Source organism: Kocuria sp. UBA1838, assembly GCF_002338785.1.
In the GTDB taxonomy this organism is placed as follows: domain Bacteria; phylum Actinomycetota; class Actinomycetes; order Actinomycetales; family Micrococcaceae; genus Kocuria; species Kocuria marina.
Window position 1 is genome coordinate 123,073 of sequence record NZ_DDIY01000003.1, and the last position, 15,604, is coordinate 138,676.

Sequence of the window (15,604 nt, forward strand, 5' to 3'; positions counted from 1 at the left end):
GGGGGTGACCCGGAATGCTACGACGTGAAACGGGGCGCCCGCGCCCCACCCCGTAGGATGGACGGGTGAAGGCCTTACTGCTCGAGAACATTCATACCGACGCCGTCGACTCGCTGCGTAGCCGCGGCTTCGAGGTGGAGACCCGCAAGGGTGCCCTGGACCCGCAGGAACTGATGGCCGCGCTGGACGGCGTGGACCTGCTGGGGATCCGCTCCAAGACGCGCGTGACCCGCGAAGTGTTCGAGGCGCACCCCACCCTCAAGGCCGTGGGTGCGTTCTGCATCGGGACCAACCAGATCGATCTCACCGCCGCCACGGACACCGCCACGGCCGTGTTCAACGCGCCGTACTCCAACACGCGTTCCGTGGTGGAGCTCGCGCTGGGTGAGATCATCGCGCTGGCGCGTCACCTCACGGACAAGAACTCCGCGATGCACCAGGGCGTGTGGGACAAGTCCGCCAAGGGCTCCCACGAGGTGCGGGGCCGCACCCTGGGGATTGTGGGCTACGGCAACATCGGCAAGCAGTTGTCGGTCGTGGCGGAGGCCTTCGGGATGAACGTCTACTTCTACGACATCGTGGACCGCCTGGCCATGGGCAACGCGACCAAGTGCGATTCCCTGGAGCAACTGCTGAACACGGTGGAGACCGTGACCCTGCACGTGGACGGGCGCGAGAGCAACACCAACATGTTCGGCCGGGAGCAGTTCCGCCAGATGCGCCCCCGTTCCCTGTTCCTCAACCTGTCCCGCGGTCACGTGGTGGACATCGAGGCCCTGCGTGAAGCCCTCGTCTCCGGCCACCTGGCCGGGGCGGGCCTGGACGTCTACCCGTCCGAGCCCAAGGTCGCCGGCGAGGCGTTCGAGTCCCCGCTGCAGGGGCTGCCCAATGTGATCCTCACCCCGCACGTGGGTGGTTCCACGGCGGAGGCCCAGGAGAACATCGGCGGTTTCGTCTCCGGCAAGCTCATCGACTACTGCCGCTACGGCACCACGAGCCTGTCCGTGAACTTCCCCGAGGTGCAGCTGGACCCCCACATCCACGGCACCCGGTTGCTGCACATCCACAGCAACCTGCCCGGCGTGCTGGCTCGCGTGAACGCGGTGCTCGGCGAGCACGGGATCAACGTGGACCGCCAGCAGCTCGTGACCAAGGGGCAGATGGGCTATCTGGTCACGGACTGCGGCAACGGGGTCACGGAGGACGTCGTGGCGGCCGTCAAGGCCCTGCCCGAAACCATCCGGGTGGCCACGGTCAGCTGAACCACGCTGCCGTACGCTGGGGTGACCGCCCCTTCCCCCACAACGATGTGGAGACATCATGAGTCACCCGGCCGTACCCGGCGCGCACCTGCAGAACATGGACCCGGACCCTCACCGCGGTGAGGAGGTGGACTTCCAGTCCCCGGGCGAACGGGCGGAGGCGGAGAAACCCCGCACCCGCACCGTGCGCTGGATCGGCCTGGCGGGCGGTCTGTTGCTCGCGGTGCTCATCTACACCCTGATGCCGCAGGACGTCCCCCACGCCGCCCGGCTCACGGCCGCCACGGCCGTGCTCATGGGCGTGTGGTGGATGACCGAGGCCCTGCCGCTGCCCGCGACCGCCCTGGTCCCCCTGGTGGTGTTCCCCACGCTCGGCACGGACGTGAAGTTCGACGCCGTCGGGGCGTCCTACGGCAACAACGTCATCTTCCTGTTCATGGGCGGGTTCCTGCTCGCGCTCGCGATGCAGCGCTGGAACCTGCACCGGCGGATCGCGCTGCTCACCGTCAAGGTGATCGGTACCAAGCCCACACAGATGATCGCGGGGTTCATGGTGGCCACGGGCTTCCTGTCCATGTGGGTGTCCAACACCGCGACCGCCGTGATGATGCTGCCGATCGGCGTGTCCGTGCTGCTGCTCGTGACCAAGATCGGTTCCGGTGCCGACGCCGCGCAGGGCACCTCCGCCGCGCCCGCCCCGGAGGAGATCGACCCCCAGGACAGCGAGGTCAAGGAAGAGATCGTCAAGTCCAACTTCGGCACCGCGCTGATGCTCGGGATCGCGTACGCGGCGTCGATCGGTTCGTTGGGAACCATCATCGGCACCCCGCCCAACACCCTGATGGCCGGCTACCTCTCGGATGCGCACGACATCACGATCGGTTTCGGTCAGTGGATGCTCGTGGGCGTGCCCCTGGCCGTGGTGCTGCTCGCGCTGTGCTGGGTGCTGCTGACCAAGGTGTTGTTCAAGCCCGAGATCACCGAGATCCCCGGCGGCAAGGAACTCATCAACGACGAACTCGCCAAGCTCGGCCCTATGTCCCCGGGTGAGAAGCGTGTGCTGACCATCTTCGTGCTCGCCGCGCTGTCCTGGGTCTTCGTGCCGGTGCTCTTCGCGGATCCCATCATCTCCGACGCGGGCATCGCCATGGCCGTGGGGCTGCTGTTGTTCCTGTGCCCGGCCGGTGCGGCACCGGGCGTGCGCCTGCTGGACTGGGACTCCGCGGTCAAGTTGCCGTGGGGCGTGCTGTTGCTGTTCGGCGGTGGCCTGGCCCTGTCCGCACAGTTCTCCACCTCCGGGCTCACCGAGTGGATCGGCGAGCGCGCCCAGGGTCTCGGCGGACTGCCCGTGGTGTTGCTCGTGCTCATCATGGCCGGCGGCATCCTGCTGCTCACCGAGCTCACGTCCAACACGGCCACCGCGGCCACGTTCCTGCCCGTGGCTGGCGGTGTGGCCATGGGGATCGGCGTGGACCCCATGCTCCTGGCGATCCCCGTGGCGCTCGCCGCCACGTGCGCGTTCATGCTGCCGGTGGCCACCCCGCCCAACGCCATTGCGTTCGGTTCCGGGTACGTGACCATCGGGCAGATGATCAAGGGCGGGATCGGGCTCAACCTGATCGCCCTGGTCCTGATCACCGCCACGACCATGACCCTGGGCGTGTGGGTGTTCAACCTGGCGTTCTGACCCGCGGTCACCCATCCGGCGACGACGGCGCGGCGCCGCCTTGGCCGGGTGACCGCAAGCGGCGGCGTCGTCGTTCTCCAAGGCATACGACAGCGTGCGGCGGCACCCGACCGCAGAGGAAGGACCCCCGGACCCGCATGATGCGGATCCGGGGGTCCTTCTACTACATGTGTGGTTACTTCTTCTTGGCGACCCGGCCGCGCTTGACGGCCTTGGCGGCGTCCTTCTCCGTGCGGGCGGCGGAGTTCTCCAGCACGCCGGAATCGGACTCGATGTGCGAGCGCATGAACCACTGGAAGAGCTCGAGCCCGCGGACCTGGGCGATCAGCATGTCCTCGGTGATGGGATCCACGTCGCTGATGCGGGCCAGGGCATCCCGATGGTCGGTGATGACGCCGTCGTAGACGAGGTCCAGTGCCGCGAGGTGCTCCACGCCGGAGGCGCGCTGGACGTCGTAGTCGTCCCACGTGCGCTCGGCCGCGATGGCGCCGGGCAGACCATTCGGCGACACACCCAGGGTGGCCATGCGCTCCGCGAGCTCGTCCACGTACCCGCGGACCTCCTCGATCTGCGGGTCCAGCATCTCGTGGACGGAGATGAAGTTGGGACCCACCACGTTCCAGTGGGCGTGCTTGAGGGTCAGTTGCAGGTCGTTGAGCGCGTGCAGCCGCTGCTGCAGGATCTCGGCCACACCGTGGCCCTGCTCCGTGGTGAGACCCGGAACGGTGTAGTTGGCGTTCTTCGTGGATTTCTTGGCCATGACAACCTCCTCGTGGGGCGGTGGTCCCGGGGTGGAACCACACCATGCCGTCTTATTTTGATGTATTCAGAATAACAAGGACGCGAGCATTGCACCAGGGGTCACTCGGGAGCCACCGCCCTGGGGCGTTCGTGGCCTCGGTGTGCCCGGAAGATCGGCCAGACGGCGTTCTGGTCCCGAAGCGTCTCCACGGTGCTCTGGCTCCGGAGCGCCTGTACGGTGCTCTGGCTCCGGAGCGCCTCTACGGTGCCGCGGCACGACACCCCGCTGACGGAACGCGAGTGGGAATCCGCGAGCCGCCCGGATGCGGGCTGTGAACTCCGCCTGAACCGACCCCTCGACCCATTCCGCCGCGGACGCCGAACGGATCGGGGGTTTCCTGCTGAGCTGGTTCCCGCCGCGCCACACCGAGAAGCTACGCCGGACCGGCCGGGACACCGTGCGCATCCTGGGTGGTTACGTGCGGGGCACCGCTGCGGTGGCGGTGATCGAGATGCTCGCGATCGCGGCCTGCTGTGGTTGCTCGGTGTGCCGCTCGCGACCCCGCTGACCATGATCATGTTCCTGGGAGCGTTCATCCCCATCGTGGGCGCCGCCCTGGCGGTACCCCCTCACGGCGGTGGCGTGATCCGTGGTCCAGTTGTAGCTGCCACGGCCCGGTCGGATTGGTGATCCAGCTCACGGGCTCTAGGGTGGAAGAAATACCTGAGACCTGGAGTATCGGATGAGTTCCTATCCCCATCTTCTGTCCCCGCTGCGCGTGGGTCCGCTGACCCTGCCCCACCGCGTGATCATGGGGTCCATGCATACCGGCCTCGAGGAGGTCCCGGGCGGTGAGCACGAGCTCGCGCGCTTCTACGTGGAACGCGTGCGCGGCGGCGCCGGGCTGATCGTCACGGGCGGGATCTCCCCCAACCCGGAGGGCGCTGCCCGCCGCGGCGGTGCGCACCTCAGCCGCGAGGACCAACTGGATCCGCACCGCACGGTCACGGACGCGGTACATGGCGAGGGCGGGCTGATCGCACTGCAGCTGATGCACAGCGGACGGTACGCGATGCACGAGGACGCCGTGGCGCCGTCGGCCATCCGCGCTCCCATCAACAAGGTCACGCCGCGCGAGCTGAGTACGGCGGAGGTCGAGCGTACGGTCGAGGACTTCGCGAACGCCGCGCACCTCGCGCAGCGCGCGGGCTACGACGGCGTGGAGATCATGGGCTCCGAGGGGTACCTGATCAACGAGTTCCTCGTGGCCCACACGAACGAGCGCACCGACCGGTACGGCGGGTCCGACGCCGCTCGCCGCCGGTTCGCCACCGAGATCGTCCGGCGCGTGCGCGAGGCCACGGGCCCGGACTTCCTCATCATGTACCGGCTCTCCGCGCTGGACCTCGTGCCGGACGCCCAGCAGTTCGCGCAGGTCCTGGAGCTCGGCCGGGAGATCGAGGCCGCGGGGGCGTCGATCATCAACACGGGGATCGGGTGGCACGAGGCCCGGATCCCCACGATCGCCACGAGCGTGCCGCCCGCGGGGTTCACATGGGTCAGCAGGGCACTGCGCGAGCACCTGAGATTACCCGTGGCCGCGGTCAACCGGATCAACACCCCGGAGATCGGGGAAGCGGTGATCGAACGCGGGGACGCAGACCTCGTGTGCCTGGCCCGCCCGTTCCTGGCGGACCCGCAATTCGTGGCCAAGGCCCGCGCGCAGCGCCCCGCGGAGATCAACACGTGCATCGCGTGCAACCAGGCGTGCCTGGACCACACCTTCTCCGGCCGCCGCATGTCATGCCTCGTGAACCCGCGCGCGATGCGCGAGGAGGAGCTGGTGCTGGGCCCCACGCGCACCGCGGAGCGGATCGCGGTGGTGGGTGCCGGACCGGCTGGGCTGGCCTTCGCGGAGGCTGCGGCGCAGCGGGGTCACCGGGTGACCCTGTTCGAGGAGCAACCGGAGTTGGGCGGCCAGTTCCAGTTGGCGCTGCGCATCCCGGGCAAAGAGGACTACGCCCACACCGTGCGCTACTTCAGCACGCGCCTGGCCGAGCTGGGGGTCACCGTGCGCACGGGGCACACCGCCACCGCGCAGGACGTGGCCTTCGCGGACCGCGTGGTCGTGGCCACCGGCGTGACCCCGCGCGTCCCCGGCATCCCCGGGGAGGACGGCCCCACGGTGCTCGGGTACAAGGACGTCTTGGCCGGCGCCCCCGTGGGTGAGCGCGTGGCGGTCGTCGGCGGCGGCGGGATCGGATTCGACGTCGCGCACTTCCTCACGCACGACCCGCACTCCGACTTCTACACCGAGTGGGGAGTGGACCGCTCGCTGGAAGCACGGGGCGGGTTGCTCGCCCCGGCGCCGTCGAAACCGAGACGGCGCGTGACCCTGCTGCAGCGCAGCGCCGGTAAGCCCGGAGCGCGACTGGGCACCACCACGGGGTGGATCCACCGCGCCGAACTGCGCATGGCGGACGTGGAGTTCGTAACCGGGGTGCAGTACGTGCGGATCGACGAACAGGGCGTGCACGTCCTGGCGCCCGCGCAGCGGGATGCGTCGCAGACCGGCGACCCGGACACCGAGGACCGGATCGAACGGATCATCCCCGCGGACACCGTGGTGCTGTGCGCGGGCCAGGAACCCCGCGCCGAGCTCGCCCGGGAACTCGCGGGAGAGAACGGGGAGCGCCCCGTGCACGTGGTGGGTGGCGCGCACGTGGCGGCGGAACTGGACGCGAAACGCGCGATCCGTGAGGCCGTGGAACTGGCCGCGTCGCTGCCCTGATACGGCGTCGCAGTCACGACGCGATCACAGAACGCCCCGCTGTCAGTGTGCAGCGGGGCGCTCGGTCAGCGGCTCATAGGGGCGTCCCCGGTGATCCGCCCCCGCCTCCCCCCACGAAGCGACAGGCGCGAGGGGGGGCAAGACGGTATGTAAGCGGCGCCCCGGGACGTCAGCGCGCGGTGACGCTGCCGTCCTGCACGTTGACCGTGTACTCCCTGTCCCGGTTGTCGATGTCGAGCTCAACTTCCCAGCGCACGACGTCGTCGTCCTCGTCCAGGGAGGCCTCGTCCAGCACCTTGGTGCCCGACTCGGACTCGGCGGACTCGAAGACCCGCTTGATCGCGTCCTTCGCGCCCACGGCCGCGGCACGCAGCTCGGCCACGTCGTCCTCGTCCGCGCGGCCGTCCGCACGGTCCTCCTGGACGTTCTTGCCCGTGCCGTCCACCGTGACCTGGTGGGCGTTACCGTCCGCGATCAGGTCCACCTCGAACTTGTCCGCGCGGCGGTCGTAATCGATCTCCACCACGTCACCACCCTGGTGCTGGGCCAGCGCGGAGTCCACGGCGGCCAGCGCGGCGGCCTGCCCGCCGTTGACGGCCGCGCCGGACGCCGAACCGCTCGGGCTCGCACTGCCGGACGCGCTGCTCGTGGGCGAGGCGCTGTCGGACGGCGAGGCGCTGTCCGTGGCGGACGCGGTGTCGGACGGGGATGCACCGGTCGCGTCGGGCGTGGCCGCGTCCTGCGTGGTGCCGGTGGCCGCCGGGGTGGCGTCCCCGGCGCCCTGGGTCGCGTCGTTCTGCGCAGGGGCCTGGTTCTGGGTGGTGTTCCCGCAGCCCACGAGCAACGAGGCGCTCAGCAGTGCGGCGGAACCGAGGGTCAGGATCTTCTGGGGTCGCTTCATGGTCCCGAGTATCGCCCGCCCCGGGGGACCGGGGCGAGGGTCCGTCGGTAGAAGTCGCAGTGTGTTGACCACCCGCGCTGCACCGCGGTACGTCGCGACGCGCCGGGCCGGCCACCGCGTCCTGCCCGGCCGGGCGCGCTCCCAGCGGGATCACGCGCGCTGTCACCGCCCACTCAGCCTGTCCGGCTACTATTCTGAACACTGTCCATGGCCGTGTGTACCGCCGCCCCCTGCGGTCGCACGCCGCGCAGCGCCACTGGCTGACCGAGGAAGGAGGCGGGATGGGTTTCTGGACCGGGCTGGAGAACGGGATCGAGAAGGTGGTCCGCACCGCCTTCACCGCGGGTTCTCGCAAGCGGGTCGAGGCCGTGGAGATCGCAAGCGCCCTGCGCCGTGAACTGGACCAGGAGTCCTTCACCGTTCCCGCGGGCCGCACCATGGCACCCAACGTCTTCACCGTGGAGTTCTCCGACGACGACTTCCCCCGGGCCCAGGAATGGGGCGTCCAACTGGCCGAGGAACTGTGCGACGTCGTCATCCGTCACGCGCGCTCGCAGGCCTATACCCTGCAGGGCGCGGTGCGCGTGAGCTTCACGCGCCAGTCCGAACTCGAGGCCGGCCACTTCGACATCCTGTCCTCGTTCGAGCGCACGAGCACACCGGAGGTTCCCGCGGACGCCGGGACCTCCGCGCGCGCACCCCAACCCCCGGCGCCCGCCCCGCACGCCCGCCCGCGCGAGGACCAAGCCGCTCATTCGACCGACGACAACGCTGCGGGCCACGTTCCCGGCGGCTACCACGACCCGGTCGACGACCAGGCCGGGCTGCAACCGGTGCCCGTGATCCAGGTGGGCGCCGAACGTTTCACGCTCAACGCGGACCGCGTGAGCGTGGGCCGCTCCGCGCAGGCGGACGTGACCGTGGAGGACACGGGGGTCTCCCGCGAGCACCTCGAAATCCGGCGCCAAGGGGACCATTTCCTGGCTGTGGACCTCGGTTCCACGAACGGTTCCTATGTGGACGGCCAGCGGATCCAGGGCAGAGCCCAGCTCGTGGACGGTTCCGTGATCACCGTGGGGCGCACCAGGTTGACCTTCCGACTGATGCTCCCGAGGGAGAGGCGCTGACGTGTCCGAACTGACCGTGACCCTGCTGCGCTACGGATTCCTGGCACTGCTGTGGATCTTCATCGCCGCCGTGGTCTTCTCCCAGGCGCGTGACCTGACCGTGGGCGGCAAGGCCCGCGCGGCCGTGCGCGGTGGCCGCGAGAAACTGCGTGACGCCCGCGCACGGGAACCCCGCCAGGAGGCACCCCAGAACCCCCGCCCCGCCGCCCCCACCACCGGGGGTGCGCGTACGCGCGCGCAACAGCTCGTGGTCGTGGACGGCCCGCTCGCCGGGCGTAGCTTCCAACTGGGATCGGCCCCCGTGATGTTGGGCCGTTCCGCAGAGGCCACCATCCCGCTCGAGGACGACTACGCCTCGGGGCGCCACGCCCGCCTGTTCGCGCAGGGATCCAAGTGGTTCCTGGAGGACCTCGGGTCCACGAACGGCACCTACCTGCAGGACCAGCGACTGTCCCGCGCCACCGTGGTGGACCCGGGCGCCCGGTTCCGGGTGGGGCGCACCGTGATGGAACTGAGGCCGTAGCCCATGCCCATTGCTTTCCGATATGCTGCTCGCTCCGACGTGGGCCGGGCCCGTTCCAAGAACGACGACTCCGCCTACGCCGGCCGCTACCTGGCCGTCGTCGCGGACGGGATGGGTGGTCACGTGGGGGGTGACGTCGCCTCGGCCTCCGCGGTGATCGACCTGACCCACCTGGACCACGCCGGCTACGACGGCGACGCCGAGACCGTGCTCGCGGACGAGATCCAGAACGCCAACCAGAACCTCGCGAAACTCGTGCAGTCCAATCCACGGTTGGGCGGGATGGGCACCACCGTGACGTCCCTGCTGATCGACGGGGACGTGATCTGCGTGGCGCACATCGGGGACTCCCGCGCGTACCGGTTGTCCGAGGCCGAGGGTTTCGAGCAGGTCACTACCGACCACACGTTCGTCCAGCGGCTGATCGACGAGGGCCGGTTGCAGCCCGAGGAGGCCGAGACCCACCCCCACAAGAACGTGCTCATGCGGGTGCTCGGTGACGTGGACGCCTCCCCCGAACTCGAGGTGCGCACCGTGCGCCCGGCCGTGGGTGAGCGCTGGTTGCTGTGCTCCGACGGCCTCAACGCGGTGGTGAACGCTCAGACCATCGAGAACGTGATGCGCTCCACGGGGGATCTGAACCAGATCGTGAACTCCCTCGTGGAACTGACCCTGGACCGCGGGGCCCCGGACAACGTGACCGTGGTTGTGGTGCAGGTGGACGAGATCCCCCAGGGCAGCGAGGCCCACCCCATGACCGGGGAGAGCCAGGGGGCCGTACCGGATCAGTCCCGCACGTCGGACGAGCAACTCATGAGCGAGTCCGAGGTGGAGCACTGGGACGGACCCATGGACTCCCCCGTGGCCGGCGGCGGCACCGACTACCGCGAACCCGGCTACCCCCACACCACATCGCAGCCCACCCAGTCCTCGGCCTCCGTGCTGCGCCGGGACCTGGCCGAGCGTCCCCACCTGCTCGTGGGTGCCGCGGCGAACGCGACCCAGACGGGGCGCATCCCTACCGTCTCGGACTCGGCGATCCAGCGCCGCGCCACGATGCTCGCGACCTCCACGCTGGACGTGACCACCGATCCCGCCGAGGTACGCAGCCTGTTGCGTCGCAAGGGTGACGACCCCGCGCGCGGGACCAAACGCCGTCGTGCGGCGTGGATCGTGGGCGTCGTCGTGCTCGCCCTCGCCCTGCTGCTCGGCGGGTGGGGTGCGCGCGCGTGGACCTCGTCCCAGTACTACGTGGGTGAGGACCGGGGTCACGTGGCCGTGTTCCAGGGGGTCTCGCAGTCCCTGGGTCCCATTTCGCTGAGCGAGTTGAGCGCGACCACCGAGATCCCCGTGGACTCCCTGTCCCAGTACGCGCAGGACCGCGTGCGCGCCACGATCCCCGCGGGCAGCCGCGAGGAGGCCGAACAGATCGTCGCGGACCTGGAGTCCTCGCGCGGACCCGAACCCCGCCCCACGGGCCGGGTGACGGTCACGACCCCCACACCGAACCCGTCCGCGAGCGCGTCGCCGAGTGGCTCGGCCACCCCGCGCACGTCCCCCGGTGCCTCGGGGACCCCCGGGGGTGAGAACCGATGAGTTCGACCGTGAACACCGCGCCCGAGCGCGGCACAGAGACTCCCGTGCGCCCCAGGCCGCGGCGGATCACCGAGTTGCTGTTGCTGCTCGTGGCCCTGGCGATCGGCGTGGGCGCCAACATCCTGGTGGATCCCGAACGCGCCCAAGCGGATCCCCGCCACATCATCATGAGCGGTACCGTGCTGGGCGTGGGCGCCCTGCTGGTGCACGTGGTGCTGTGGATCCGGGCGCGCTACGCGGACCCCTACCTGCTCCCGCTGGCCGTGGCGCTCAACGGGCTCGGGCTGGCGATGATCCACCGCATCGACCTGTCCACCAACCAGAGTGCCGCCGACACCCAGGTGGTGTGGACCGGCGTGGCCATGCTCGCGTGCTGCGTGGTGCTGTGGTTGCTCAAGGACCACCGGCGACTGCGCAACGTCACGTACATCATGTTGCTGCTCTCCGCCGTGCTCCTGCTGCTGCCCATGATCCCGGGCCTCGGCGTGGAGATCAACGGCGCCCGACTGTGGATCTCGGTGGCCGGGCGAACGTTCCAGCCCGGTGAGATCGCCAAGATCACGCTGGCCATCTTCTTCGCGGGCTACCTCTCGACCAACCGGGACCTGATCCTGCTGGCTGGGCGCAAGATCGGCCCCGTGCGCCTGCCGCGGTTCCGGGACATCGCCCCCATGCTCGCGGCGTGGGTGATCGCGATCGGCGTGCTGGTGCTGCAGAAGGACATGGGTACCGCCATCATGTTCTTCGGCCTGTTCCTGGCCATGGTCTACCTGGCCACGGGACGCCTGGGCTGGATCGTGTTGGGCGTGCTGCTCATGGCCGTGGGAGGTTTCGCCGCGAGCCGCATGTTCTCCCACGTGGCCCTGCGCCTGGACGCGTGGCTGGACGCCTTCAACCCGGACGTCTACAACCGCTCCCCCGGTGGCTCGGCGCAGATCGTGCAGGGACTGTTCGGTCTGGCCTCCGGCGGACTGTTCGGTCAGGGCCTGGGTCAGGGGCGCCCGGACCTGGTCTCCTATTCCAATTCGGACATGATCATCACGGCGTTCGGTGAGGAGCTCGGGCTGATCGGGCTCGGCGCGATCCTGGTGATGTTCCTGCTCTTCGCGACCCGCGGGTTGCGCGCGGCCCTGGGTACCCGTGATGCGTTCGGCAAGCTGTTGGCCGCGGGCCTGTCCTCGCTCATGGTGCTGCAGTTGCTCGTGGTGATCGGCGGTGTCACGCGGTTGCTGCCGCTGACCGGTCTGACCACCCCGTTCATGTCCGCCGGTGGCTCGTCCCTGCTGTCCAACTGGATCATCGTGGCGATTCTGCTGGCCATCTCCCACAGCGCGCGGCGCCCCGTGGTCACCGGCCCCGCCACGGACGAGGACCTCGCGACCTTCGAGCGCCGCCTCCGCGCCCGCGAGGAACGCCGCGACGACGAGCGCACCCGCACCGACGGCGCCGACGCCGCCCCGGCCCGGGAGCCGGCCACGGAGCCCACCCCGTCGCTGTCGCGGACCACGTCCGTATCCCACGACGCCGCGGCGTCCCCGGGCGCGGCGGAATCGGCATCCGCGACCGAGGCGATCTCGCGGATCACGCATCGCTCGAGCGGTTCCGCCGGCTACGGCGCCACGCGCGCCTCCCGGAGCGACCGCACCGGGGGTGACGCGGCGTCGTCGTCCGGTGAACGCGGCGCATCCGGCGGCAACGCGCACGATCAGGAAGGGGGGACCCGGTGAACAAGGCGATCCGGCGCATGTGGCTCATGGCCGTGGCCATCATGGTGGTGCTACTACTGACACTGACGTACGTGCAGTTCTTCGCGGCCAACGCCCTCCAGGCCAACCCGTGGAACAACCGCACGCTGTACGAACAGTTCGGCCGGGACCGCGGCTCGATCCTCGTGGGCGGGAAGGAGATCGCTCGCTCCGTGCCCGCGGACGGCGACTTCGCGCACCAGCGCGTCTACTCGGACTCCCCCCTGTACGCGAACCTCACCGGGTACTTCTCCCTGGTCTACGGGGCCACGGGACTCGAATCCGCCATGGGTGACCAGCTCTCGGGTGCGTCCGACGACCAGTTCTACGACCGCGTGGTGTCCCTGTTCTCCGGGAACCAGCCCAAGGGCGCCTCGGTGGAGCTGACCCTGGACCCCGAGCTGCAGCGCATCGCGTACAACGCACTGGAGGGTCACAACGGCTCCATCGTGGCCGTGGACCCCAAGACCGGCGAGATCAAGGCCATGGTCTCCCGCAAGAGCTACGACGCGAACGCCCTGTCCTCGCACGACACGAACCAGGTGGTCGCAGCCGCCCAGTCCCTGAACGCGGACCCGGACAAGCCGCTCGTGAACCGCGCGATCAGCGGGGACCTGTACTCCCCCGGTTCCACGTTCAAAATCATCGACACCGTGGCCGCGCTGGAGTCCGGGAAGTACACGACCGACACCACGCTGCCGAACCCCAACGAGCTCCCGCTCCCGGACACGACAGTTAGCCTGCCCAACTACCGCCAGGGCGGGTGTGCCGCGCGCTCCCAGGTGGACCTGCGCTTCGCGCTCGAGCAGTCCTGCAACACCCCGTTCGCGCACATCGCCATGGACCTGGGCCAGGACAAGATCCGCCAGACAGCGCAGAACTTCGGCTACGGCCAGAGCCTGGACATCCCGCTGCAGGTCACCCCGTCCGTGTTCCCCGAGGACATGAACCAGGCCCAACTCGCCCTGTCCTCGATCGGGCAGTACGACGTCCGCACCACCCCGCTGCAGGTGGCCATGGCCTCCGCAGCTATAGCCAACGACGGTGTGATGATGCGTCCCAGCCTCATCAAGACCGTGCGCTCCTCGGACCTGTCCGTGATCGACCAGTTCCAGGCCGAGCAGCTGCGCCGCTCCACGGACGCGGAGACCGCGCGCACCGTCAAGGACCTGATGACCTCCGTGGTCAGTAACGGCATCGCGTCCGGCGCGGCCGTGCCCGGCGTGCAGGTGGCCGGGAAGACCGGCACGGCGGAGATCGGCAGGGACGGATTGAACGATTCGTGGTTCACTGGATTCGCGCCCGCCGACGACCCCCAGTTGGCGGTGGCCGTGGTGGTCGAGGACGTGGACGTCACCACAGGGTCTTCCCTGACCAGCCCCAGTGCACGGCAACTCTTCGAGGCGGTGTTGAACAAGTGAGACCATCGTCGAACACCACCCTGGGCGGTCGTTACGCCCTGACGGAACGAATTGCCATCGGCGGCATGGGCGAGGTGTGGAAGGCCAAGGATCAGGTCCTGGGTCGGATCGTCGCGGTGAAGATCCTCAAGGACGAGTACAACGGGGATCCCACGTTCCTGCAGCGGTTCCGGGCGGAGGCCCGCCACACCGCCCTGCTCAACCACCCGGGTGTGGCCAACGTCTTCGACTACGGCGAGGACGAGGGCTCCGCGTTCCTGGTCATGGAACTCGTGCCCGGCGAACCGCTGTCCAACATCATCGACCGGCAGAAGTCGTTGGACCCGGACACGGTCCTGAACTACATCGGCCAGACCGCCCGCGCCCTGGCCGCCGCGCACGCGCAAGGGCTCGTGCACCGGGACGTGAAGCCCGGCAACCTGATCATCACCCCGGACAACCGCGTCAAGGTCACCGACTTCGGCATCGCCCGGCTCGCGGACCAGGTGCCGCTCACGGCCACCGGCCAGGTCATGGGCACGGCCCAGTACCTGGCCCCCGAGCAGGCCACCGGTCAGACCGCCACGGGCTCCTCGGACATCTACTCCCTGGGGATCATCGGCTACGAACTGCTCGCCGGCCGGCGCCCCTTCACGGGGGAATCCCAGATCGCGATCGCACTGGCCCAGGTCAACGACAACCCTCCCGCGCTGCCGGACTCCATCCCGGACCCGGTGCGCGCCCTCATCATGTCCATGCTCGCCAAGGACCCGGAGGAACGCCCGGAGAACGCGGGCAAGCTCGCCAACGCCGTGGATGCGCTGCGCCGCGGGGACGTCACGGCCGCGGTCACGATGGTCCCGGGGATGCAGCCGTTCCTGTCCCAGGACTTCTCCGACGAGCAACCCACCGAGGCCATCGCACCGGTCTCGGGACCGAGCACCCGGCCCATGTCCGGGACGGCCGCCGCGGGAGTGACCGGTTCGGCCGCGGCCGCGGCCCAGCCGGACCCCAAGTACAGCGCCCACCCCTCTACCGCACAGTTCGACACCGTGAACCGGCCACCGAGCTCGCAGCGCGGTTCCACCCCGCAGGGTGAGCGGCGCAAGACGTCCGTGTGGGCGTGGTTGTTGCCGCTGCTCGCACTTCTGGTGGCCCTGGCCGTGGCCGGGGTGTACTTCTTCTCCTCGCGGGACGATTCCGGCTCCCCCGCACCGGGCACCGTCACGTCCTCCACCGTGAGCCCCACCGCGAACACCGTGGTGTTGCCCGCCAACATGGTGGGCCGCGACGCGGACCAGGTCGCCTCCGAGATCACCGCCATGGGCGTGAACGTGGACAAGCGGCTGCAGCAGGGCACGGGTCAGGCGGAGAACACCGTGGTCTCCGTGGAACCCGCGGCCGGTTCGCGGGTGAAGGTCGGTTCCACCGTGGTGATGTACGTCGCGTGGACCCCGGGTGCCCAGACGACCTCGGGCGCCGGGACCGGGGGCACCGGTGCCACGCAGTCACCGCAGCAACAGCCCGAGCAGAACCAGAACACCCAGGCACCGCAGCAGACCGCTCAGCCCGCTCCCACCAACGGCGGGGGCAATGGCGCCGGTAACGGCGGCGGCGCGGACAACGGCGGGGCCGGTAACGGAGCCACCAACGGCGCCGGGGAGACCGGCCAGAACGGAGCGAACACCCAGGCGGACACCGGCGCCCAGGGGACCACGGATCAGAGCGCCCGCACCGAGGCAGGATCGGGGCAGTCCAACCCCGTGCAGGGCACCGGTGACGGGGCGCTCGCAGCTCCGAGCGCTCCCGGCAGCGGCGCGGGCGGCTGAC

General features: G+C 69.7%; 11 protein-coding genes. 9 read left to right on the forward strand and 2 right to left on the reverse strand.

Going from position 1 to position 15,604, the window contains the following annotated elements:
• Positions 1-65: 65 nt before the first annotated feature.
• Together serA and B3I25_RS01470 are read left to right on the forward strand one after the other, a co-directional pair.
• Positions 66-1,262 (forward strand): phosphoglycerate dehydrogenase, encoded by a 1,197-nt coding sequence (gene serA, locus B3I25_RS01465; RefSeq protein ID WP_098053648.1) that lies wholly within the window; start codon positions 66-68, stop codon positions 1,260-1,262.
• 58 nt (positions 1,263-1,320) lie between these two features.
• Complete coding sequence (locus B3I25_RS01470; RefSeq protein ID WP_206399637.1) at positions 1,321-2,949, forward strand: SLC13 family permease; 1,629 nt, start codon at positions 1,321-1,323, stop codon at positions 2,947-2,949.
• Positions 2,950-3,124: 175 nt separating this feature from the next.
• On the opposite strand, the gene B3I25_RS01475 is transcribed toward B3I25_RS01470, so the two are convergent.
• Positions 3,125-3,709: a Dps family protein gene (locus B3I25_RS01475; RefSeq protein ID WP_035964961.1), complete on the reverse strand. Its 585-nt coding sequence runs from the start codon at positions 3,707-3,709 to the stop codon at positions 3,125-3,127.
• A 724-nt stretch (positions 3,710-4,433) separates the two neighbouring features.
• Here B3I25_RS01475 and B3I25_RS01480 point away from each other — a divergent pair.
• Complete coding sequence (locus B3I25_RS01480) at positions 4,434-6,482, forward strand: NADPH-dependent 2,4-dienoyl-CoA reductase (protein ID WP_286737593.1); 2,049 nt, start codon at positions 4,434-4,436, stop codon at positions 6,480-6,482.
• Between the two features lie 169 nt (positions 6,483-6,651).
• On the opposite strand, the gene B3I25_RS01485 is transcribed toward B3I25_RS01480, so the two are convergent.
• Positions 6,652-7,383 carry a hypothetical protein gene (locus B3I25_RS01485; RefSeq protein WP_286737594.1) on the reverse strand — a complete coding sequence of 244 codons (732 nt, stop codon included), beginning with the start codon at positions 7,381-7,383 and terminating at the stop codon, positions 6,652-6,654.
• A gap of 281 nt (positions 7,384-7,664) precedes the next feature.
• Between B3I25_RS01485 and B3I25_RS01490 the strand changes: the two genes are divergently transcribed.
• Genes B3I25_RS01490 through B3I25_RS01515 form a run of 6 tightly spaced genes read left to right on the forward strand, consistent with a single transcriptional unit; the run spans position 7,665 to position 15,603 of the window.
• Entirely contained in the window at positions 7,665-8,510 is an 846-nt protein-coding gene (locus tag B3I25_RS01490) for an FhaA domain-containing protein (RefSeq protein ID WP_064845626.1), read from the forward strand.
• Between the two features lies 1 nt (position 8,511).
• Positions 8,512-9,033, forward strand: a complete 522-nt coding sequence (locus B3I25_RS01495) for an FHA domain-containing protein FhaB/FipA (RefSeq protein ID WP_131333633.1) — start codon at positions 8,512-8,514, stop codon at positions 9,031-9,033.
• Between the two features lie 3 nt (positions 9,034-9,036).
• Complete coding sequence (locus B3I25_RS01500; protein WP_064845628.1) at positions 9,037-10,629, forward strand: PP2C family protein-serine/threonine phosphatase; 1,593 nt, start codon at positions 9,037-9,039, stop codon at positions 10,627-10,629.
• A complete protein-coding gene (locus B3I25_RS01505; protein WP_286737595.1) occupies positions 10,626-12,356 on the forward strand; it encodes an FtsW/RodA/SpoVE family cell cycle protein in 1,731 nt (576 codons plus the stop codon). The genes B3I25_RS01500 and B3I25_RS01505 overlap by 4 nt, the downstream gene beginning before the upstream one ends.
• A complete protein-coding gene (locus tag B3I25_RS01510; RefSeq protein ID WP_286737596.1) occupies positions 12,353-13,795 on the forward strand; it encodes a peptidoglycan D,D-transpeptidase FtsI family protein in 1,443 nt (480 codons plus the stop codon). Before B3I25_RS01505 ends, B3I25_RS01510 begins: the two co-directional genes overlap by 4 nt.
• Complete coding sequence (locus tag B3I25_RS01515) at positions 13,792-15,603, forward strand: protein kinase domain-containing protein (RefSeq protein WP_286737597.1); 1,812 nt, start codon at positions 13,792-13,794, stop codon at positions 15,601-15,603. Before B3I25_RS01510 ends, B3I25_RS01515 begins: the two co-directional genes overlap by 4 nt.
• The last annotated feature ends 1 nt before the right edge of the window (position 15,604 follow it).